Annotated in this window: 24 protein-coding genes; 17 read left to right on the top strand and 7 right to left on the bottom strand. The window is 64.0% G+C overall.

Going from position 1 to position 21,361, the window contains the following annotated elements; all coding sequences use genetic code 11:
* Nucleotides 1–50 precede the first annotated feature (50 nt).
* The 6 genes from GGD62_RS00780 (at nt 51) to GGD62_RS00805 (ending at nt 5,021) form a co-directional block, all read left to right on the top strand.
* The gene (locus GGD62_RS00780) at nt 51–1,853 is read left to right on the top strand and encodes a chloride channel protein (RefSeq protein WP_183706825.1); all 1,803 of its coding nucleotides are present in this window, start codon (nt 51–53) and stop codon (nt 1,851–1,853) included.
* A 48-nt stretch (nt 1,854–1,901) separates the two neighbouring features.
* A complete protein-coding gene (locus tag GGD62_RS00785; RefSeq protein WP_092253069.1) occupies nt 1,902–2,249 on the top strand; it encodes a Lin0512 family protein in 348 nt (115 codons plus the stop codon).
* 4 nt (nt 2,250–2,253) lie between these two features.
* Nucleotides 2,254–2,946, top strand: a complete 693-nt coding sequence (locus GGD62_RS00790) for a GNAT family N-acetyltransferase (RefSeq protein WP_183706826.1) — start codon at nt 2,254–2,256, stop codon at nt 2,944–2,946.
* Nucleotides 2,947–3,012: 66 nt separating this feature from the next.
* On the top strand, nt 3,013–4,197 hold the full coding sequence (locus tag GGD62_RS00795) for a serine hydrolase (protein WP_183706827.1): 1,185 nt from the start codon (nt 3,013–3,015) through the stop codon (nt 4,195–4,197).
* Nucleotides 4,198–4,293: 96 nt separating this feature from the next.
* Nucleotides 4,294–4,503 carry a DUF2892 domain-containing protein gene (locus GGD62_RS00800; protein ID WP_183706828.1) on the top strand — a complete coding sequence of 70 codons (210 nt, stop codon included), beginning with the start codon at nt 4,294–4,296 and terminating at the stop codon, nt 4,501–4,503.
* On the top strand, nt 4,500–5,021 hold the full coding sequence (locus GGD62_RS00805; RefSeq protein WP_183706829.1) for an RNA polymerase sigma factor: 522 nt from the start codon (nt 4,500–4,502) through the stop codon (nt 5,019–5,021). Before GGD62_RS00800 ends, GGD62_RS00805 begins: the two co-directional genes overlap by 4 nt.
* A 75-nt stretch (nt 5,022–5,096) precedes the next feature.
* On the opposite strand, the gene GGD62_RS00810 is transcribed toward GGD62_RS00805, so the two are convergent.
* Together GGD62_RS00810 and GGD62_RS00815 are read right to left on the bottom strand one after the other, a co-directional pair.
* The gene (locus tag GGD62_RS00810) at nt 5,097–6,437 is read right to left on the bottom strand and encodes an RtcB family protein (RefSeq protein ID WP_183706830.1); all 1,341 of its coding nucleotides are present in this window, start codon (nt 6,435–6,437) and stop codon (nt 5,097–5,099) included.
* Nucleotides 6,438–6,553: 116 nt separating this feature from the next.
* Nucleotides 6,554–7,879 carry a TROVE domain-containing protein gene (locus GGD62_RS00815; RefSeq protein WP_183706831.1) on the bottom strand — a complete coding sequence of 442 codons (1,326 nt, stop codon included), beginning with the start codon at nt 7,877–7,879 and terminating at the stop codon, nt 6,554–6,556.
* A gap of 1,173 nt (nt 7,880–9,052) precedes the next feature.
* On the opposite strand from GGD62_RS00815, the gene GGD62_RS00820 reads away from it, so the two are divergent.
* From GGD62_RS00820 to GGD62_RS00830, 3 genes are all read left to right on the top strand, one after another.
* Nucleotides 9,053–9,718, top strand: a complete 666-nt coding sequence (locus tag GGD62_RS00820) for a DUF429 domain-containing protein (RefSeq protein ID WP_183237189.1) — start codon at nt 9,053–9,055, stop codon at nt 9,716–9,718.
* 369 nt (nt 9,719–10,087) lie between these two features.
* On the top strand, nt 10,088–10,234 hold the full coding sequence (locus GGD62_RS00825) for a hypothetical protein (RefSeq protein ID WP_018317626.1): 147 nt from the start codon (nt 10,088–10,090) through the stop codon (nt 10,232–10,234).
* Between the two features lie 125 nt (nt 10,235–10,359).
* The gene (locus GGD62_RS00830) at nt 10,360–11,064 is read left to right on the top strand and encodes a glutathione S-transferase family protein (protein ID WP_183237188.1); all 705 of its coding nucleotides are present in this window, start codon (nt 10,360–10,362) and stop codon (nt 11,062–11,064) included.
* A gap of 2 nt (nt 11,065–11,066) precedes the next feature.
* Here GGD62_RS00830 and GGD62_RS00835 read toward each other — a convergent pair whose 3' ends face one another.
* The 3 genes from GGD62_RS00835 to GGD62_RS00845 form a co-directional block, all read right to left on the bottom strand.
* Nucleotides 11,067–11,849 (bottom strand): sulfite exporter TauE/SafE family protein, encoded by a 783-nt coding sequence (locus GGD62_RS00835; RefSeq protein ID WP_183237187.1) that lies wholly within the window; start codon nt 11,847–11,849, stop codon nt 11,067–11,069.
* Nucleotides 11,850–11,852: 3 nt separating this feature from the next.
* Entirely contained in the window at nt 11,853–12,485 is a 633-nt protein-coding gene (locus GGD62_RS00840) for a TetR/AcrR family transcriptional regulator (protein ID WP_183706832.1), read from the bottom strand.
* Nucleotides 12,486–12,699: 214 nt separating this feature from the next.
* Nucleotides 12,700–13,071 carry a tRNA-binding protein gene (locus tag GGD62_RS00845; protein WP_183237186.1) on the bottom strand — a complete coding sequence of 124 codons (372 nt, stop codon included), beginning with the start codon at nt 13,069–13,071 and terminating at the stop codon, nt 12,700–12,702.
* A 104-nt stretch (nt 13,072–13,175) separates the two neighbouring features.
* Between GGD62_RS00845 and GGD62_RS00850 the strand changes: the two genes are divergently transcribed.
* Complete coding sequence (locus GGD62_RS00850; RefSeq protein ID WP_183237185.1) at nt 13,176–13,535, top strand: ArsC family reductase; 360 nt, start codon at nt 13,176–13,178, stop codon at nt 13,533–13,535.
* Nucleotides 13,536–13,538: 3 nt separating this feature from the next.
* Here the strand turns inward: GGD62_RS00850 and GGD62_RS00855 are convergent, their stop codons facing one another.
* Nucleotides 13,539–14,186 carry a hypothetical protein gene (locus GGD62_RS00855; RefSeq protein ID WP_183706833.1) on the bottom strand — a complete coding sequence of 216 codons (648 nt, stop codon included), beginning with the start codon at nt 14,184–14,186 and terminating at the stop codon, nt 13,539–13,541.
* Nucleotides 14,187–14,541: 355 nt separating this feature from the next.
* On the opposite strand from GGD62_RS00855, the gene GGD62_RS00860 reads away from it, so the two are divergent.
* From GGD62_RS00860 to GGD62_RS00890, 7 genes are all read left to right on the top strand, one after another.
* Nucleotides 14,542–15,297 carry an ABC transporter ATP-binding protein gene (locus GGD62_RS00860; protein ID WP_018317619.1) on the top strand — a complete coding sequence of 252 codons (756 nt, stop codon included), beginning with the start codon at nt 14,542–14,544 and terminating at the stop codon, nt 15,295–15,297.
* A complete protein-coding gene (locus GGD62_RS00865; RefSeq protein ID WP_018317618.1) occupies nt 15,290–16,036 on the top strand; it encodes an ABC transporter ATP-binding protein in 747 nt (248 codons plus the stop codon). The genes GGD62_RS00860 and GGD62_RS00865 overlap by 8 nt, the downstream gene beginning before the upstream one ends.
* A gap of 55 nt (nt 16,037–16,091) precedes the next feature.
* Nucleotides 16,092–17,312, top strand: coding sequence for an ABC transporter substrate-binding protein (locus GGD62_RS00870; protein ID WP_179730720.1), 1,221 nt, complete (start codon nt 16,092–16,094; stop codon nt 17,310–17,312).
* Between the two features lie 76 nt (nt 17,313–17,388).
* Entirely contained in the window at nt 17,389–18,252 is an 864-nt protein-coding gene (locus tag GGD62_RS00875) for a branched-chain amino acid ABC transporter permease (RefSeq protein WP_018317616.1), read from the top strand.
* A 1-nt stretch (nt 18,253) separates the two neighbouring features.
* Nucleotides 18,254–19,222 carry a branched-chain amino acid ABC transporter permease gene (locus GGD62_RS00880; protein ID WP_092252768.1) on the top strand — a complete coding sequence of 323 codons (969 nt, stop codon included), beginning with the start codon at nt 18,254–18,256 and terminating at the stop codon, nt 19,220–19,222.
* 156 nt (nt 19,223–19,378) lie between these two features.
* The gene (locus GGD62_RS00885; RefSeq protein WP_018317614.1) at nt 19,379–20,023 is read left to right on the top strand and encodes a DUF47 domain-containing protein; all 645 of its coding nucleotides are present in this window, start codon (nt 19,379–19,381) and stop codon (nt 20,021–20,023) included.
* Nucleotides 20,024–20,034: 11 nt separating this feature from the next.
* Nucleotides 20,035–21,042 carry an inorganic phosphate transporter gene (locus GGD62_RS00890; RefSeq protein ID WP_092252770.1) on the top strand — a complete coding sequence of 336 codons (1,008 nt, stop codon included), beginning with the start codon at nt 20,035–20,037 and terminating at the stop codon, nt 21,040–21,042.
* On the opposite strand, the gene sugE is transcribed toward GGD62_RS00890, so the two are convergent.
* Nucleotides 21,035–21,349, bottom strand: coding sequence for a quaternary ammonium compound efflux SMR transporter SugE (gene sugE / locus GGD62_RS00895; RefSeq protein ID WP_018317612.1), 315 nt, complete (start codon nt 21,347–21,349; stop codon nt 21,035–21,037). The genes GGD62_RS00890 and sugE overlap by 8 nt on opposite strands.
* Nucleotides 21,350–21,361: the final 12 nt, after the last annotated feature.

A 21,361-nucleotide genomic window follows, 5' to 3' on the forward strand; every position in this document is an offset into this window, starting at 1 on the left:
TTGGCAGCGCCAAGGACCCTCCCGTCAAAATCTCCCGACAAGAGCTAGCCATGCGCCAGACCCTGGACATCACCGGCGGCCTCCCGCGTCCTCGCGGCAAGCCCGGAGACTTCACCGCCGACCGCCGCGTATTGATCCTGATCGGCATGGCCCTGCTGGTCGGCAGCCTCGGGGCGGGCGCCGCGTGGGTGCTGCTGAAGCTCATCGCGCTCGTCACCAATCTGGTCTGGTTCGGTCATTTCAGCACCGAGAACGTTTCGCTGGCGAATGCCCGTCCCGGGATCTGGATGGTGCTGGCGCCGGCGCTCGGCGGCCTCGTCATCGGGCTGATGGCGCGCTTCGGCTCGGAGAAGATCCGGGGACACGGCATCCCCGAGGCGATCGAGGCGATCCTGATCGGCGGCAGCCGCATGCAGCCGAAGGTTGCGGTCCTGAAGCCGCTGTCCTCGGCGGTGTCGATCGGCAGTGGCGGTCCGTTCGGCGCCGAGGGGCCGATCATCATGACCGGCGGCGCGATCGGGTCGATCTTCGCCCAGTGCTTTCATCTCACCGCCGCCGAGCGCAAGACCCTGCTGGTTGCCGGGGCTGCCGCCGGCATGACCGCGATCTTCGGCTCGACGATCGCGGCCGTCCTGCTCGCGATCGAACTGCTGCTGTTCGAATGGAAACCGCGCAGCTTCCTGCCCGTGGTGACCGGGGCGGTGATCTCGGCGGCGTGGCGGCCGTTGCTGTTCGGGACCGGACCCTTGTTTCCGTTTGCCGAGCGGCCAGACCTGCCGTGGTGGGGGCTGGCGGCAGCGATCGGCGTCGGCATCGTCGCCGGCCTGCAATCCGGGCTGATGACGCGGCTGCTCTACGCGATCGAAGACCTGTTCGACCGCCTGCCGGTGCACTGGATGTGGTGGCCGATGCTTGGCGGTCTGATCGTCGGCCTCGGCGGCCTCGTCGATCCCCGCGCGCTTGGCGTCGGCTACGACGTCATCGCCGATCTCTTGTCGGGCCACATGGCGCGCGATGAGGCGATCCGGCTGCTGCTGGTGAAGTCCGCGGTCTGGGTGATTGCGCTCGGCTCAGGCACGTCGGGCGGCGTGCTGGCGCCGCTGCTGATCCTCGGCGGCACGGCCGGCTGGATGGAGGGGCTGGCGCTGCCCGGTGGCGCGTCATTCTGGGCGCTGGTCGGCATGGCCGCGATGATGGGCGGCACGATGCGCTCGCCGCTGACAGGCGTGATGTTCGCCATCGAGCTGACCGGCAATATCGACATGTTGCTGCCGCTGCTGGCGGCGACCGGCGCAGCGCATGCCGTCACTGTGCTGCTGCTGAAGCGCTCGATCCTGACCGAGAAGATCGCGCGCCGCGGCCAGCATATCACGCGCGAATACGCGATCGATCCGTTCGAGCTGCTCCGCGCCGCCGATGTCATGGTCACTGATGTCGACACGCTGCCGGTCGACATGCCCATCGACGAAGCGGTCGCTTTCTTCACCTCGGACCAGCGCCGTCACAAATCCTATCCCGTCGTCACCGCCGATGGACGGCTGGCCGGCATGGTCACGCGCGCCGATGTGCTGCGCTGGCGCACCGAGGGCGATCATCAGGCCGCAACGCTGGACGACGTGGTCTCGGACTCATCGGCCTTGATGGCGCATCCCGACGACGTGCTGGGGCGTGTCGCCGATCTCATGGTCGCCTCCGATCTCGGGCGCCTGCCGGTGGTCGAACGCAGCACTCATCGCGTGGTGGGCCTGGTTGCGCGCAAGGACTTGCTGCGAATTCGCGCGGTCGTGAACGCGCAGGAGGAGGACCGCAACGCATATTTCCTGCGCGAAAAGGCGCTTGTGCCGGAGGCGTAGATCGCGGAAGGTCGGGCCTCTAGAACTCCAGCACTGATGGGAATGAACATGACTCGTGTTCGCTGCGTCACCGAAATGGGTATGGGCGTCGATGTCCACGGCCGGGACGCCACCAAGGCGGCCAGGCGCGCGGTGGCGGATGCCATCAGGCATTCGAGCCTCGGCTTCTTCCGGATGATCGGCAAGACTGCGAACGACATGTTCGTCGATGTCACGATCGCGGTGCCCAATCCGGAAGCCGTCGACAAGGAGGCTGTGGCCAAGGAGCTTCCTTACGGCACCGTGACCGTCACCGCCGTCAAGGGCGGGCTGGAGATTCCCTCGGCAACCGAAGTGGCCAACGATCCCATCCTGATCGCCAATGCTGCCGTCATCGTCAGCTTCGACAAGGACTAGGCCGGTGTCCGACAGCGATGAGGCGCTGCTGGATCGTCCGATCTGGAGCGCGCTGACGACCAGCCACAAGCATCTGGCCGAAGGCGGCCCGCGGGCGCTGCGCTATCCCGTCGACATGACGCCGTTCGCCGACATGGTCGACATGTCCGCGGCGAGCTTTGCCGCGCTCCGTGATCTGCTGTCGGGCACGCAGGTCGCCGCGCTGTTCACGCCGGATCCGGTCGAGGTACCCGCCGGTTTCAAGGTCGTGATCGCCGGGCCCTGCGAGCAGATGATTGGCTCGCCCGCCGACAGTCCGCTCCGCGATGCCGAGATCGTCACTCTGGGTGCCGACGACGTTCCCGCGATGATGGCGCTGACGGAGCTGACGAAGCCCGGTCCGTTCGCGCGGCGGACCCATGAGCTCGGCACGTTCCTCGGCATCCGCGCCGGGGATCAATTGGTCGCGATGACGGGCGAGCGCATGAAGCCGGGTAAGTTCGTGGAGATGACGGCCGTATGCGTGCATCCCGACTATCGCGGCCGCGGCTATGCGCAGGCGCTGCTTGCGGCCGTCGCCCGCGGGATCGAGGCGCGCGGGGAAATTCCGTTCCTGCACGTGTTTTCCAGCAACGTGTCGGCGATCGCGCTGTACCAGCGGCAGGGCATGCGCATCCGTCGCTGCTTGCACGTCACCGCGTTCATGAAGCAGCAATAGACGCTGCGGCCTTCATTTCCCGCGAAAGCGCGCTATATCCGTCCGAACCACAATTGGGGGAGACTCATGGACGCCAAGGTTACGGAATTTTCCGCCGCACGGACGGCGATGCAGCGCTACGTCGATCAGGAGATCATTCCGGGCGCATCCTGGGCCGTGCTGCGCGGGGGCGAGGTGGTCGACCAGCAATGCGTCGGCTTTGCCGACCGCGAAGCCAAGACCGCGCTTCGTCCCGACCATATCTTCCGCGCGTTCTCCAACACCAAGATCTTCGTCACTTGCGCGATCATGCTGCTGGTCGAGGAGGGCCGCATCGGGCTCGACGAGCCGATCGAGAAATTCCTGCCGCAGCTCGCTGGTCGCAAGGTGCTGAAGCCGGACGCTTCGAGCCTTGCCGATGTCGAGCCGGCGAAGAACCCGATCACGATCCGCCAGCTCCTGACCCACACCTCCGGCCTCAGCTATGGAATCTTCGATCCCGGCACGGTGTTGTTCAAAGGCTACAATGAGGCGCGCGTGCTCAATCCGCTGACGCCACTGGCCGACATGATCGACCAGCTCGCCAGCCTGCCGCTGTCCTATCACCCGGGGACGTCCTGGGAATATTCGGTGGCCACCGACGTGCTCGGCCGTATCGTGGAGGTCGTCTCCGGCCAGGCGCTCGATACCTTCCTGAAGGCGCGCATCTTCGATCCGCTCGGCATGACCGATACCGGCTTTCATGTTCCGGAAGCGCAGCAGGGCAGGCTGGTTGCGCTCTACAATGGCGCTGATGTGCTCGATCCGATGAAGCCCGGCCTCACGCGGGCCGACAATCTGCCGTTTCCGCAAGCCTATCGGCGGCCGTTCCCGCGGCTCTCGGGCGGTGGTGGTCTGGTCTCGACCTTGCCCGACATGCTCGCACTGGTCCGCGCGCTGCTGCCCGGTTCGGATGCGCTGCTGAAGCCGGAGACGCTGCGGCAGATGATGACGAACCAGCTCCCGGCAGGGCAGACCATCCGCTTCGCCAATCTCGGCCCGATCCCCGGCAAGGGCTTTGGCCTCGGCGGCGCCGTCACCTTCGCGCCGACGCCGTTCGATCCGCCGAACTCGACCGGGGAATTCCAGTGGGGCGGGCTCGCCGGCACCCATTGGTGGATCTGCCCTGAGGCCAATACCGCGGGGGTCCTGATGGCCCAGCGTTACATGGGCTTCTGGAATCCATACTTCTTCGAGTTCAAGCGCCTGGCCTATCAGGCCGTCGGAGGCTGACCCGCGAAAAAATTGCACGCGCCCGCGAATCCTTTTCGGTCGGGACGTCCTCTTTGTGGTCGAGGCATTTTGCCTCGGCCTAACTCGGAGGATGAGATGGCGTTTTACAGGAAGAACATCGGCGGCCTGCATCAGGCACTGCGGATCGCCTCGGGCGTCGCGGTGATGGTCGCGGCATTTGTCTATCTGGCGGGTACGACGGCCTGGCTGGTCGCGCTGGGCGGCGCCGGCTTCGCGCTGACCGGCTTCGTCGGCTATTGCCCGATGTGCGCGATGGCGGGGATCGGGCGAAAGGGCGTCTCGTGAGTGCGGCTGCGATCTCGCCAAACCTGTTCGAAGCCGCGCGACTCGGCGATCCCCACGCGATCGCCTCGCTGCTCGAGACGGCGCAGCCGGATATCCGCCGCTACGCGCGCGCCACCTGTCGCAGCTCGGCGGATGCCGAGGATGCGACGCAGGAGGCGCTGTGGATCCTGTTCCGCCATGTCGGCACGATCCGCTCGCTGCTGGCGTTTTCGGCCTGGCTGTTCAGCGTCGTTCGCCGCGAATGCCTGCGGCTGGCGCGTCGGGCCGGTGTCGCCGCCGCCATCGACGACGGCGAGGCGGAGGCGCTGCTGCTGGCTCGCCCCGAAGCCGATCTGCGGCTCGATGTGGCCGCGGCGTTCGAGGCGCTGCCGCCGCACTACCGCGATGTCGCCCTGATGCGCGACGTCAAGGAAATGACCATCGACGAAATCTCCACCGCGCTCGGCGCGTCCCGGCAGACCGTGAAGGCGCGACTGCACCGCGCCCGCGCCTTGATGCGCGAGTATCTGACGAGATGAGACGTGAGTGAATACCGGAGGAGAAGAATCGAATGATGCGGGCGGGAGGTGACGCTCTCCCGCCCGCTGCTTGCGTCAGTCCTTCCAAGGATCGAACTCGCCTTCGCCGGCCATGGCGACGGCGAACGGCCGCAGTGTGTGCAGCACCTTCACGGTGCCGGCGTGCTGCGCCAGCACGTCCGGCAGGCGACGATAGGCCATCGGGCTCTCGTCGAGGTCGGCACCGATCAAGGTGACGCCGCGCTCGTTGAGCCAATGGTCCATCTCCGCGCGCGAGAAGCGCCGCTTCGCCTCCCGTCGTCCGAACAGGCGGCCGGCGCCGTGCACGGTCGAGTAGAGAGAGGCCTTGGCTTCGGGACTGTCGACGCCTTCGAGAATGACGGCGTCGTCGCCCATCGAGCCGCCGACGAATCCCTTCTGGCCGGGAAACGCCGGCGTCGCGCCCTTGCGCACCACCCACAGATCCTTGCCGTCGTGGGTCTCACGCCAGGCATAGTTGTGGTGGTTGTGCACGCTCTCGGTCACGCTGCCGCCGATGATCTGGCGGACGCGCTCGATGACCCACTCGCGGCCCGCATAGGCATAACGCCCGGCGAGCTGCATCGCCGCGATGTAGCGGCGGCCGAGCTCGGAATCCTCGTCGACGACCGCGGGCGGGACGTTCATACCGTCCTTGCCCCCGGCGGCCTTGAGGTAGCGCGTCGCGGAGGTGTGTCCGAGACCGCGGCTTCCGAAGTGGACGCCGATCCAGACAAAGCCTTCCTCGTCGCGCATGAGGTCGACATAGTGGTTGCCCGATCCGACCGTGCCGAGCTGGCTCACCGCCTTCTGACGGTAGGCCTCCATGTCGCTTTCGTGCCAGGCATCTGCGTCGTCGAACAGGTCGTGCTCGGCCCGCTCGGCATTGGCGCGGCCGACCCCGAACGAGATCACCTTGGCGACGTCGCGGATGATCGTGGGGACGAGGCCTGCAATGTCGTCGAAGCGCGTGTCGAGCCGGGCGGCCATGTTGCCGCAGCCGATGTCGAAGCCGACGCCGGAGATGCTGATCTGCTTCTCATAGGCGATGACACCGCCGACCGGCTGGGCGTAACCGAGATGGCCGTCGGCGCAGATCACGCCGGATACGACGTTGCCGACCGCCATGCAGTTGCGCATCTGCGCGATCGTCGCGTCCTCGTGCGGGCCGAAAACCTTCAGCGGCGCATTCTGGAAGCGGGCGTCCTGCATCCGGACCTCGGCGATCGAGTTCGCGGTCGCATTGGCCTCGCGGGCAAGATGCTCCTTGCGCGCGGCGTCCTTGTACAGGCACCAGGCCGGCTGGCCGCGTCCTTCGCCGACGCGCGAGTCGGGATCGATGCCGGCGGCGAGGCAGAGCTCGCGGGCGCGTTCCATGTAGGGATCGGATCGTCGCATGGTCGTGTGTCCTGCTTTGCATTCCGCACGCACCATAGCCGGGCGGACGGATCATTTCAGAGATTTTGAAAACCCCGGGCGCAGTACCCTGCGTCCGGGGCCGTTGTCGTTGCGCATCAGTTCAACGCCGTTTCCGACGCCGCGATCCACGCGACCACGGCCTCAGAGAAGCCGTTGACGCGGGTCCAGGCGCCGTGGCCGACACCGTGCTGATACGAGGCCACGTTCACGATGGTGCCGCGCGCCCTGGGCTCGGGCACCTGGTCGTGGCTCTGCTCGTCGGTGAAGACGATGAGGCGATCGCCCTTGCGGTCGATCTCCGCCACCGCCTTGCCGAGCCAGGTTCCGCTATGCGGCTGCGAGTTGATGATCGCATCTCGAAGCGCGAAGCCGCGGCGGGGAGGGACCTTCACCACCCTGTCGGAGAAGGTGAAGATCTCGACCTCGTCGCAGATCTCGCGGGCGAGGATGGCCAGGCCACACGCCGCCTCCGCGCGCGTCATTTCCGACTGCGCGGAGAGCGTCGCGAACATCGAGCCCGACACGTCGATCAGGAGCCGGGAGCGGCCCGGGAGCCGCACATGATCCTTGACCGACTTGAGCATCGCAGCCTCGAGCTCGGGCTCGAAGTCCGGCGCATAGCGCGCCGCCGTGATGAAGCGATAGGGAAGGATACGATCCGTCCGCATCGCGTCGATCGCGCCTGCGATGGTCTCGCGCGGGACCTGCGCGTTCTGCATCAGCCGCAGATTGCGCATGAGCGCCAGCCCGCCGAGCTTGCGCTCGGCGATCAACCGCTCGAAGGTCTCGCGCTTGTTCTTGCCGGCCGAGAGCGAAACCTCCCAGGTGTCGGGGGAGGCGAGCTCGCCATCGACGAGCTGCTTCCACACCTTGGCCTGGTCGGCGTCCTTCGGCTTGGCGTGCACCAGGAACAGCACGTCCCTGATCCGCACCGCGCCGTCGCGGTCCCACTTGGCGAGCTGGTACGCGTCGAACTTGGTCAGCGCGCGGGCAAGGCCCTTCTTGACCTGCGCCGAGACCGGCTGACGCTTGCGCTGCTGCTGCGGGCCGAGCGCATCCGCCCAGTAGATCGCAAGCAGCTCCGTCATCTCGTCGGGACGCTGGATCACCCGGTGAAGTGTGTCGGCCACGAGGGCGCGGTGCTTCTCGCTCCGCGCCATCTCGCGGATGACGAGCAGCGGCGCGTGCCGCAGCTTCATCACCTCGCGCGCCTCGATCGCAAGCTGTGCCACGCGCGCCGGAGCAACCTTCGGCACCAGGGCCCTGATGCGATCGGCGATCGCGACGCCGTCCTCGTAGAACTGGTCCTCCCACAGGAGGCAGTTGATCAGCGCGCGCTTCAGCTCCATCTCGGGCGTGAAGCGCACGGCACGGGCGCCCTGACGCGTGAAGGCGCGAACGATCTTGTTGAGCCTGACCATGACGGCCTCCTCTTGGGTTGGTGATGGAATGGAAGCGGGTGCCGGGGAACAAGCGAGGCTGAACGTGCTCTACCAACTGAGCTACGGACTGATGTCCGGGAGGGCTCGAACCTCCGACCGCGAAGTAACAGCGCTCTTCACCACCGGCGGTGGCGACGAAGGGACACGATCCGGGAACAGGCGATTCTGTGACCCGGCGAGCGAAAGCCCGCCGGAAAGCGCTCTGGCCACTGAGCTACCGGTGCATCGTACACCGGGCGGGATTCGAACCCGCGACCTCTCGCGTGATAGGCGAAGTAACAGAAATCTTCACCACGGACCGTGATGGTTTGGCGGGGAACGAGCGATGCTGTTGCTGCCCTTGCGGGCGATCCGCCCCTTGCTCTTGCAGGAGTCGAACCTGCGCGGTCCGAAGTAACAGACATCTTCACCACCGCCAGGCCGACGCTCTCGCGTCGGCCGTTGATGGGTACGCTGGGGAACGGGCGATCTCGGCTTTCAGTGACGACAACACAGGACCCTTCTTGCGAACGGATCCTGCGCCGGGCCGCGTGCGAACCTTTTCCGAGGCCGCATCCCGGTGCGTGTGTCAAAGGCGGGAGGCATACCCGCTTTGCCGTGTGGAGAAGTATCCGAGATCTTCACCACCAGCGTCGGTTGAGCCGCGACGACAGCGGCAAACCGAACTACAAAAATTCTATCGCGGCGCTGTCGACGCGCCGCATGTTGCGAACCATCAGGGTTCGCTCTGCCATCGGTGTCCGGCTCATCGCCTCGTTCCCTCCGGCAGGCCCCGCGCGCTTGGGCACGCGCCTCTCTAGCGCGAGCCCCGAGATCCGGGTCTCTCGTTCCGGCGATTGCCGGGATGTTCGGTTGGGCCGCGCGGCGAGCAATAAAAAACCCTCCGGAGCGGCAGGCTCGGGAGGGTCCGTGAGAAGCGGACTGTCGATCTTGCGGTCAGGCAAGATCGCTCCCATGAGCCGGGCATGCGACGTCGAATAGCTTTGAGCTATTCGGCATGCGGACAATTCTTTCGTAGCGGTGTGACATCGCTCGGTTCATGGTGTGCTTGTCGCAAACGGAAGTGTTCTGCGAGGGCGCGGGACATACGCCCGCAACTTGCGGATGTCAAGCGACGCGCGCGTGGAAAAATGAAAATGACGGACGGATGACGTGCCAAACTATCTCGGCCTCGACGGATTTCGTTTCGGCTGGGTCGCGGCCTGGATCGACGAGCGCGACAATCATGGCTTCGATTATTCGCCGGGCCTGATACGCTTGCTCGCGTTGCCGCATGCGCGCGCGATGATCGACATGCCGATCGGATTGAATCCGGCCGGCTATCGCCTGTGCGACCTGCATGCGCGCGAGCTGATTGGCCCCGCCGTGTTTCTCGGTGCGCGCCGCGATCTCTGGACATTTCCCGATATGGCGGCGGCCAATCGTCACTACTGGACGCATGAAGGCAAGGGCAGGGGCGTGTCGGCGCAGCTCTGGAATATCAGGGAGAAGATCAGGGACGTCGATGAGATCATGACTCCGGCACGGCAGTCGACGATCGGCGAAGCGCATCCGGAATTGGTGTTCTGGAATCTCGCAGGGCGAGTGCGGCTTGAACCGAAGACGTCGGCGCAAGGCCGCGAGCAGCGCGTCGCGCTGCTGAGAGCTCGGGGTTTTACCAAGGTCGAAAGATGGCTGACGCTTCGCCACGGTACCGGCATCGGTCGCGACGATCTCATCGACGCCTGTGCCTGCGCGGTGGCGGCGCGTGACAGCACGCAGCGTGTCGGGGGCGAAGAGATCGATCCGCGCGGACTGCGGATGGAGATCAACTACTGACCAGATCAACTCTGCCGATCGCTTGTACCGGCAAGGTGACCACGATCACAACGGCTCGGCTTCAAGGAGCCACCCTCATCGCCCAGCCTTGCTGCTCGCGCTTCGTACACATCGGCCATTGCTCGCAGCCTTCGTGCGGCTTCGCGATGGGCGAGATCGTCCGCGACGCGGCGACAGCGCTGAGCGTGATCGAGCAGGGCGCGCTTCTCAATGTTCATCCCGTCACAACGCGCAAGTTGCTCGATGGTCCCTCGAAACAACGCAACGTCTCGTCTGAGAAAACGGGAAAAACCGGCAAAATTTTCCTGCCGAGTTGGAACACGGCATGTCAGCGGGCGTTTAAGCCACAGGAGTTGAGGGACAAATACCATGCACGATGTCTGCCAATGGGCGACCGCGACCCTCGCGATTGCCTTCACGGCTGCGCTGCTGATCACGGGTCAATGGTTCATCCAGTATCGACTGCAGCATGAAACCATGACGCCGGTCGTCAAGATCGCGACGCTGCCGCTCTAGTCCCTTCAAGGGCGTCAATTGCTAATCCACGCCTTCCCCTGATCTTCCAGATAATCGGCTGGCCTTGCGCCGTTCGCTTGCTCGCCTAGATTAGGCGGCATCTCACCAACGCAGCCGGAGTGCCGATGTCTGATCTGTCCGCCTTTCCCATCACCAAACGCTGGCCGGCCAAGCATCCCGAACTGCTTCAGCTCTATTCGCTGCCGACGCCGAACGGCGTCAAGGTCTCGATCATGCTGGAGGAGATCGGACTTCCCTACGAGGTCCATCTCGTCGATTTCGGCAAGGACGATCAGAAGACGGCTGAATTCCTCTCGCTCAATCCGAACGGCAAGATCCCGGCGATCCTCGATCCCAATGGTCCGGGCGGCAGGCCGCTGCCGCTGTTCGAGTCCGGGGCGATCCTGCAATACCTCGCCGAGAAGACAGGCAAGCTGCTGCCCGAGGATGCCGCGCGCCGCTACCAGACCATCCAGTGGGTGCACTTCCAGATGGGCGGCATCGGACCGATGTTCGGCCAGGTCGGCTTCTTCCATAAATTCGCCGGCAAGGATTTTGAGGACAAGCGGCCCCGTGAGCGCTACGTCGCCGAGGCCAAGCGCCTGCTCGGCGTGATGGAGACGCATCTTTCGGGGCGGCAATGGTTCATGGATGACGACTACACCATCGCCGACATCTCGATGCTCGGCTGGGTGCGCAATCTCATCGGCTTCTACGGTGCCGGCGATCTCGTCGAATTCACCCAGTTCAAATCGGTCGGTACCTGGCTCGAACGCGGCCTCGCGCGTCCGGCGGTGCAGCGCGGGCTGAACATTCCGCCGCGGCCGTAAGATCAGGTTAGCGCCTTGTGGGTCATGTAGAGCGCCATCAGGGAGACGAAGGCGATCATGACCCGGCGCAGCACCGATTTGCTGACGCCATTGGCCAGGCGTGCGCCGAGATCGGTGCCGATCCAGAGGCCGGCCAGAATGCCTGTGATGGCCGGCCATCCGACCAGCAGGCCCTTGCTCCAGTAGATCCAGGCCGCTGGAAGGTTGGTCGGGAGGATCGAGAAGACGAGGCTGACAAGCTGCGCCTGATGCTGCGGCACGCGCAGGCCTGCAGCAAGGCCGACGGTGATTGCAAGGCCGCCGCCGATGCCCATGAAGCCGGAGGAAAATCCGGCAAGCAGGCCGATGAGCAGCAGCGGTAACCGGGGCAGTTGGTCCTGGTCGCCGGGCTCACGGCCGCCGTCCTTGCGATCGCGACGCAGGATCAGCAGGACGATCAGCGCGAGGAGATAGACGACATAAGTCCATTGCAAGACCTGGTCGGAAACCGCCGCCGCGGCGTAGCCGCCACCAGCGCCGCCGACGAGAAATCCGATGCCGATCCAGATAATCCACGGCAAGGGGCTGCGATTGCCGCTCTGCCAATAGCGGCGCGCGCCGGCAAGGCCCGTCGGCGGGACCTGTGTGATCAGTGACGTCCCTTGTGCGACGTGTTGTTCCGCGCCGAGCAGCAGCACGCTGAAGATCACGAGCCCGCCCCCCGGGCTCGTCCCCGTGAAGCCCGATGCCAGGCCGCTGATCAGGCCGACGCCGGCGCCAGCAAGCAGGTCGTGGATCCCTGACATCGCTTACGTCCTGGTTCGCCGCTTGATGTCGGGCCTGGTCGTGCGAAAGCCGTCGATCACCCCGGCCACGGCCGCCATGCAGGCCTCGACGTCGAATGCGTCGCCCCAGCATTTTTGCAGCACAAAACCCTGGAAGATCGCGATCAGCACGCGTGCGATCGCTTCCGCACCGAGGTCGCGTCTGATCAGGCCGTCATGCTGGCCGCGCTCGATCAGCGCCACGATCAAGGCGCGCGGCATGTCGATGCCCTCGACGACGCTGGCGCGGACGCGGCGGTTGCGCAGGGCTTCGGCCCAGCCGTGAATGCCGACACGGCGGCGCGCTTCGCCGGCGGGGTCGGTCAGCCATTGCGCGTAAACGCGGATCAGCGCGTGAAGCCCTTCGATCGGATCGCCGGATCCTTGCGCGACCGAATTGAGCACGGCTTCGTGGCGATGCCGGTCGTCGGCGAGCGCCTCGATCAGATCGTCCTTGCTCTGGAAGTAGAGATAGACCGCGCCGTGGCTCAGTCCGGACCGTTTCACGATGTCGGCCATGCCGGTCTGGTGAAAACCGTCTTCGGAGAAGCAGGCGAGGGCAGCTTCGAGAATTTGCTGCCGCCGGCTTTCGCGCTGCTTGTCGCTGATCTTGGGCATCTCGCCGTCCTTAAATAACTGACAGGTCGATCGTTTTATCCTCGATCCATATTGGGCCGAGAACCAACCGATCGCGATAAAAAACGATCAGTCAGTCATTTTTATTGTAGAAGAGGATTTTGGTCAAGTCTGGCCGGTCTCGGGCCGGGAAGGAGGAGATGATGTCCGTTGCGAATGCGTCGACAGAGGCGACGCTGCACTCGATCGCGCCCGGCTAGAACAGCCGTCCGCCGTTCGGCACTGGCCTGCTCGGCTGCACCAGCACGACCTTGCCGTCGGCATCGGGGAAGCCGAGCGTCAGCACCTCCGAGATGACGGGTCCGATCTGGCGCGGCGGGAAATTGACGACGGCCGCGACCTGTTGTCCCACCAAAGTCTCGAGCGGATGGTTTTCGGTGATCTGGGCCGAGCTCTTCCGCACGCCGATCACCGGGCCGAAGTCGATCCACAGTCGAAAGGCCGGCTTGCGCGCTTCCGGAAACGGTTTTGCCTCGACGATGGTCCCGACACGGATATCGACCGCGAGGAAGCTGTTGAAGTCGATGGTCGGCGTGGCGGTGGCTGCGGGATCGTGAGTGACGTGCATAAAGTGTCCGTTCGGAGAGTTGGCTTCGTTCGCAATATTGTCGCGCGAAGCGGAGTTTCGTACAACGCTGCGAACATCACGATACGCCATGCGCGAGGAACATCTTGCCCAACACCATCTACGGCATCAAGAACTGCGACACCATGAAGAAGGCGCGCGCCTGGCTCGATACCCATGGCGTCGCGTATGAATTCCACGACTACAAGGCGGCGGGCGTCGAGAAGGACAAGCTCAAGCAGTGGAGCGACAAGGTCGGCTGGGAGACGCTGCTCAATCGCGCCGGCACGACATTCAAGAAACTGCCCGATTCCGACAAGGAAGGCGTCACCGAGAAGAAGGCGCTGGCGCTGATGCTAGCGCAACCATCGATGATCAAGCGGCCGGTGCTGGAAATCGGCGGCAAGCTGCTGGTCGGCTTCAAGCCGGACATCTATGCCAAGGAAGTCGGCGCCAAGACGCGTTAGAGATTAGTTCAGCTCGATGATCTCGTTGGTGACGCCGGGAGCCGGCTGGTCCGCGAATTCGACCACGTCGGCCGTCGCGATGCGGCCAGGCGCGCGATGGAAGAGATCGCGATCGATCACGGCGCGCAGTTTCGGGCGCGGCAGCGCGTCATTTCCGCGCATCAGATTCTTGATCTCAAAGCCGCCGTCCTCGCAGAAGGTCTTGACCGAGGCGATGACGTGGCAGACTTGGCCGCCGGTCTGGAAAGGCAGCAGCAGCCGTTCATACGCGACGATGCGTCCGTAGATGTCGTCGACATTGGCAACGCTGTAGACGGGAAGCCCGCGTGCCACGCATTCATAGTAAACTGGCATCACGAAGGGGGCGAGCCGCGGCCCGAGATAATCGTCGAGCAGAACACCCTTGCCGGTATGCCCATAAGCACGGGAGATGCGCGTGCCTTCGCTTTGGATGGTGAGGCGTGGCGCCGGCGTCGAAGCGTCCACCGTATAATAGATGAGATCGGACAGCTCTTCCTCGAGCCGCGCAGGCTGATATTCCCAAACCGCCGGCGCGATCTGCTGGCTCGCGTAAAGTCGCAGCCACGTGTTCAGGAGATCACGCTGCCTGATCGACTTGACGACGGACGGAGCGGCGCTGGCGAAATCCAAAACGATAATCCCGGAACGTCAAAACCCGCACATGATGCCGTGTGCGGGAAAATTTTCTATGAAGGCTGGCGTGCCGGACGAAAGACCGTTAACGACGGCTTGATGACCGGTGCCTTGCGAACCGGGAGGCCGGGCAGGCACGACATCAAAACATCTCCGACTAAGGGAGCATTTGTATCCCAGCCGGAGACCTGATCTGCTCAGCTTTCCGCCTTGCCTAACCCCCGTCACCTCCGGCATATTCCGCGCCCGGAGGCGGCGTTCCGGATGGGCTCCAAGGATAGGCTCCAAGGCCCCCGGAAAGCCGAAGCAACAAGGATAGCCACGCGGCTCGCGCGGGCAGGGGGAAATCTGTTTGGCCGATGAGTTTATTCTCGAAACGGAAGGCTTGACCAAGGAGTTCGCGGGCTTCTTCGCCGTCCGCGACGTTGCGCTCAAGGTTCGCCGTGGGAGCATTCATGCGTTGATCGGCCCGAACGGCGCCGGCAAGACGACCTGCTTCAATCTTCTGACCAAGTTCCTGAAACCGTCCGCCGGAAAGATCCTCTACAAGGGGCAGGACATCACCGCGATGGCGCCGGCCGACGTGGCCCGCATGGGGCTGGTTCGCTCGTTCCAGATTTCGGCGGTGTTTCCGCATCTTACGGCGCTGGAAAACGTCCGTGTCGCGCTTCAGCGCCAGCACGGCTCTTCGTTCGATTTCTGGCGCTCCAAGTCGGTGCTCAACCGCTTCAACGATCGCGCGCGCGAATTGTTGAACGATGTCGGCCTGAACGAGTTTGCCAACACGCCCGCGGTCGAGATGCCCTACGGGCGCAAGCGTGCACTGGAGATCGCAACCACGCTCGCGCTCGACCCGGAGATGATGCTGCTGGACGAGCCGATGGCCGGCATGGGCCACGAGGACATCGACAAGATCGCGGCGCTGATCAAGCGCATCTCGGCGAAATACACCATCCTGATGGTGGAGCATAATTTAAGCGTCGTGGCCAACCTGTCCGACATCATCACCGTGCTGACGCGCGGCCAGGTGCTCGCGCAGGGCCATTACTCGGAGCTCACCAAGGACGAGCGCGTCAAGGAAGCCTATCTGGGAGCCGGTCATGCCTGACACTGCGATCGCCGAGGCTCCGGCCAAGGCTGCGACCGGCGGAAACATCCTTCAAATCCGCAACCTGGAAGCCTGGTACGGCGAGTCTCACATTCTGCACGGGATCAACTTCGACGTGAACGCGGGCGAGGTCGTCACCCTGCTCGGGCGTAACGGCGCCGGCAAGACGACCACGCTGAAGTCGATCATGGGCATCATCGGCAAGCGTACCGGCTCGGTGAAGTTCAACAACCAGGAGATCATCCGCGCGACCTCCGACAAGATCGCGCGCATGGGCATCGCATTCTGCCCGGAAGAGCGGGGCATATTCTCCAGTCTCGACGTACGGGAGAATTTGATGCTGCCGCCGGTGGTCCGCGAAGGCGGGCTGCCGCTCGATCAGATCTTCGAGCTGTTTCCGAACCTGAAGGAGCGGCTCAACAGCCAGGGCACCAAGCTGTCCGGTGGCGAGCAGCAGATGCTCGCGATCGCGCGCATCCTGCGCACCGGTGCGAGCTTCCTGATGCTGGACGAGCCGACCGAGGGCCTTGCGCCGGTCATCATCCAGCAGATCGGCCACACCATTGCGCGGCTCAAGAAGGAGGGTTTCACCATCCTCCTGGTCGAGCAGAATTTCCGCTTCGCATCCACCGTCGCCGACCGTTACTACGTGGTCGAGCACGGCAAGATCATTGACGGATTTTCCAATGCGGATCTTGCCGCCAACATGGACAAGCTCCACACCTATCTCGGTGTGTAGCCGAGCAGACCGGACGTGCAAGAGTAACTATCAAAGGAATATTGGGAGGCGGATTATGAAGCACAGCATTTCGGCAATGTTGCTCGGGACGGCCCTGGCGCTCGGCGCGGCAGGTGGCGCAGTTGCGCAGGACAAGAACATCAAGATCGGCGTGCTGACCGACAATTCGGGACTCTATGCCGATCTCGGTGGCTCTGGCTCGACCGTCGCCGCACAGATGGCGATCGAGGATTCCGGGCTCGCTGCCAAGGGCTGGAAGCTCGACCTGATCTCCGCCGACCATCAGAACAAGCCCGACATCGGCTCCACGATTGCTCGGCAATGGATCGACGTCGAGAAGGTCGACATCTTCATGGATGTCCTGAACTCCGGCGTCGCGCTGGCGGTCAACAATGTCGTCAAGGAGAAGAATTCGATCCTGATCGACACGGGCGCGGCGACGTCGGATCTCACCAACGCGCAATGCTCACCGAACACGATCCACTGGGTCTATGATACCTATATGCTGGCCAACAGTACCGGGCAGGCGCTGGTGAAGGCGGGCGGCGACACATGGTATTTTCTCACCGCGGACTACGCCTTTGGCCATGCCCTCGAGCGCGACACCGCCGCGGTCGTGGTGAAGTCGGGCGGCAAGGTGATCGGCAATGTCAAGCATCCCCTGAATACTGCCGACTTCTCGTCGTTCCTGCTTCAGGCGCAGGCCTCCAAAGCCAAGATCATCGGCATGGCGAATGCCGGCGGCGACACCACCAACACCATCAAGCAGGCGGCGGAGTTCGGCATCGTCTCGGGCGGCCAGAAGCTTGCGGGCCTGCTGCTCTTCATCACCGACGTGCACTCGCTCGGTCTGAAGGTGGCGCAGGGCCTGAACTTCACCGAGACCTTCTATTGGGACATGAACGACGGTACGCGCGCGTTCTCCAAGCGCTTCTCCGAGCGCATGAAGAACAAGGCGATGCCCTCGATGGTGCAGGCCGGCGTCTACTCGGGTCTGCTGCACTATTTCAAGGCGCTGGAGGCGATGGGCGGCAATCCGCATGACGGGGCCAAGGTGGTCGCCAAGATGAAGGAGATGCCGACGGACGATCCGCTGTTCGGCAAGGGGACGATCCGCGGGGACGGTCGCAAGCTGCATCCCGCCTATCTGTTCGAGGTCAAGAAGCCCGAGGAATCCAAAGGGCCCTGGGACTATTACAAGCTGATCGGCACGACGGCCGCGGATCAGGCGTTCCGGCCGCTGTCCGAGAGCGTCTGTCCGCTCGTGAAGAAGTAAGTGTGACGATGCGAGCCGGCGCAACGGCGCCGGCTTGCTCTTGGGGAACGACGAGAAGGGACCGGGTGCGGGATCGATGCAGGCTCTATACGCTCAGCTACTGGTGGGATTGATCAACGGCTCGTTCTACGCGCTGCTCAGTCTCGGGCTTGCCGTGATTTTCGGCATGCTCAACATCATCAATTTCGCCCATGGCGCGCTCTACATGATGGGCGCCTTCGTTGCCTATTTCCTGTTGAGCCTCGGTGGCATCAACTACTGGTGGGCACTGCTGATCGCACCCGTGATCGTCGGCATCTTCGGCATGATCCTGGAAAGGACCATGCTGCAATGGCTGACCGGGCTCGACCATCTCTACGGCCTGCTCCTGACCTTCGGCATCGCGCTGATCGTGCAGGGCGTGTTCCAGAACTATTTCGGCTCCTCCGGTCTGCCTTACGCCATTCCGGACCAGCTCAAGGGCGGCATGAATCTGGGCTTCATGTTCTTGCCGATCTATCGCGGCTGGGTGGTCGTGTTCTCGCTGGTCGTATGTCTGGCGACATGGTTCCTGATCGAGAAGACCCAGCTCGGCGCTTACCTGCGCGCCGCCACCGAAAATCCGACGCTGGTGCGCGCCTTCGGCATCAACGTGCCGCGCATGATCACGCTGACCTATGGCCTCGGCGTCGGCCTTGCCGCGCTCGCGGGCGTGCTGTCGGCGCCGATCAACCAGGTGCGACCGCTGATGGGCGCCGACCTGATTATCGTGGTGTTCGCGGTGGTCGTGATCGGCGGCATGGGTTCGATCATGGGCTCCATCATCACCGGATTCGCGCTCGGCGTGATCGAGGGTCTGACCAAGTATTTCTATCCCGAGGCCTCCAACACCGTCGTGTTCGTGCTGATGGTGCTGGTGCTCTTGGTGAAGCCAACGGGATTGACGGGAAGGGCGGCCTGATATGACAACCCTGACGGACGACACGCTGCCGGTGACCCCTCGCGCGATGCGCGACGAGATGATCGCTTTCGTAGTGATGGCGCTGCTGCTGGCGTCGGTACCATTCACGGGCGTCTACCCGTTCTTCGTGATGCAGGCGCTGTGCTTTGCGCTGCTCGCCTGCGCCTTCAATCTGCTGGTCGGCTATGGCGGCCTGCTGTCGTTCGGCCACGCCATGTTCCTGGGGACCGCCGGCTATTGCTGCGCGCATGCGCTGAAAGTGTGGGCGTTGCCGCCTGAGCTCGGCATCCTCGTCGGCATCGCCGCGGCTTTCGTGCTCTCGATCATCACCGGCTACATCTCGATCCGCCGCCAGGGCATCTATTTCTCGATGATCACCCTGGCTCTGTCACAACTCCTGTACTTCATCTACCTCCAGGCCCCGTTCACCCACGGTGAGGACGGCATCCAGGGCATCCCGCAGGGACGCATGTTCGGCGTCTTCGATCTCTCCAAGCCGACGGTGCTCTATTACGTCGTGCTGGTCGGGTTTCTTGCCGGCTTCCTGTTGATCTACCGCATCATCAACTCGCCGTTCGGCGAGGTGCTGAAGTCGATCCGGGAGAACGAGCAGCGCGCGATTTCGCTGGGCTACCGCACCGACCAGTACAAGTTCCTGGCCTTCGTGCTGTCGGGAACGCTGGCCGGTTTTGCCGGTGCGCTGAAGGTCTTTGTGGCGCAGAACGCCTCGCTCACCGACGTCCATTGGTCGATGTCGGGCGAGGTCGTGCTGATGACGCTGGTTGGCGGCCTCGGAACCATCTTCGGCCCCGTGGTCGGTGCCTTCGCGATCATCGCCATGCAGCAATATCTCGCCGGCTTCGGCCAATGGGTGACGGTGATCCAGGGCTCGATCTTCGTGGTCTGCGTGCTCACCTTCCGCCGCGGCGTCATCGGCGAAATCGCGCATTACTTCCGGAGATCGCTCTAACTGGTTGATTTTAAATCGGTTTGCCGGCCGCTTGAAAGCGGTGGATGATCCGGCTCCGCGGGCGTGAGATGACACGCGCGCGGATCGAAAATGGTCTATGACAGTTTCATGACGGCCTGACAGGGCCGGGCCATTTCCAACCGGTAGCCTACCCCCATGATGCGATGGTTTCGTGCTTTCCTGCCCAAGGAAGAACGGTTCTTTGACCTGTTCGACCGGCATGCCCAGACGGTGATCCAGGGCTCCATCGCGCTCCAGGGCATGCTGAACGGGGGCGAGGAGACGCCGGTCTATTGCCAGCGCGTCAACCAGTTCGAGAATGATGCCGACAACATCACCCGCGAGGTGCTGACGGCGGTGCGCCGCACCTTCATCACCCCGTTCGACCGCGGCGACATCAAGAACCTGATCACGTCGATGGACGACGCCATCGACCAGATGCAGCAGACCGCCAAGGCGGTGATGCTGTTCGAGGTCCGCACCTTCGAGCCGCCCATGCGCGAGATCGGCGGGCTATTGATCGAATGCGCCAATCTGGTCGGCCGCGCGCTGCCGCTCATGCAATCAATCGGCCCGAACGTCGCCATGCTGACCGCGATCACGGAGGAGCTCGGCAAGCTCGAGGGCCGCGTCGACGATCTCCACGACATCGGTCTGAAGGAGCTGTTCCTCAAGCATCGCGACGGCAATGCGATGGACTTCATCGTCGGCGTCGAGATCTACGACCACCTCGAGAAGGTGGCGGATCGCTTCGACGACGTCGCGAACGAGATCAACAGCATCGTCATCGAGCAAGTTTAGGGCAGGCCGCTGTGGATGCCGCGTTGGGTCTTCCCGTCCTGGTCGGCTTGATCGCCGTCGCGCTGCTGTTCGATTTCCTGAACGGCCTGCACGACGCCGCCAATTCGATCGCGACCATCGTCTCGACCCGCGTGCTGCGGCCGCAATTCGCGGTGTTCTGGGCCGCGTTCTTCAATTTCGTCGCCTTCATGGTGTTCGGCCTGCACGTCGCCCAGACCATCGGCACTGGCATCATCGATCCCTCGATCGTCGACGCCCAGGTGATCTTCGCGGCCCTGGTCGGCGCCATCGTCTGGAACCTCGTGACCTGGGCGCTCGGCATCCCGTCCTCGTCGTCGCATGCGCTGATCGGCGGGCTCGTCGGCGGCGGCATGGCCAAAGCCGGGATCTCGGCTGCGGTGTGGAGCGGATTGAGCAAGACGGTGCTGGCGATCGTGCTGTCGCCGCTGATCGGCTTCCTGCTGGCGATGATGCTGGTGGCGATCGTGTCCTGGGCCTCGGTGCGCTCGACGCCATTCGCGGTCGATCGCGCCTTCCGCATCCTGCAATTCGCCTCCGCCTCGCTCTATTCGCTCGGCCATGGCGGCAACGACGCGCAGAAGACCATGGGCATCATCGCGGTGTTGCTCTATTCGCAGGGCCATCTCGGCAGCGACTTCTCGGTGCCGTTCTGGGTGGTGCTGTCCTGCCAGGCGGCGATGGCGCTGGGCACGCTGATGGGCGGCTGGCGCATCGTCCGCACCATGGGCCTGCGCATCACCAAATTGACTCCCATGCAGGGCTTTTGCGCCGAGACCGGCGGGGCCGCGACTTTGTTCATGGCGACCTATCTCGGGGTTCCGGTCTCCACCACGCACACCATCACCGGCGCCATCGTCGGCGTCGGCGCCGCCCGCCGCGTCTCGGCGGTGCGCTGGAACGTTGCCAGCTCGATCGTCTACGCCTGGGTAATCACGATCCCGGCCTCGGCCATCGTGGCGGCGCTGACCTGGTGGGCGGTCAAGATCTTCGTCAAGTAACCAGCTTCAGCCCGACGATCCCGGCAACGATCAGGGCGATGCTGGCAAGACGAAGGGCGGTGGCCGGCTCCCCGAACAGGACAATGCCGAGGGTCGCGGTGCCGACCGCGCCGATGCCGGTCCACACCGCATAGGCGGTTCCGACGGGCAGCGATTTGAGGGCGAGGCCGAGCAGGATGACGCTGCCAGCCATGGCCGCGAGCGTGACGACGGACGGAACAAGTCTGCTAAAACCCTCGGTGTATTTCAGGCCGATCGCCCAGGTGATCTCGAGAAGACCCGCGACGAACAGGATGCTCCAGGCCATGACGACCCTCCC

Origin of the sequence: Bradyrhizobium sp. ERR14, assembly GCF_014198235.1 — a bacterium.
Classification (GTDB): domain Bacteria; phylum Pseudomonadota; class Alphaproteobacteria; order Rhizobiales; family Xanthobacteraceae; genus Bradyrhizobium.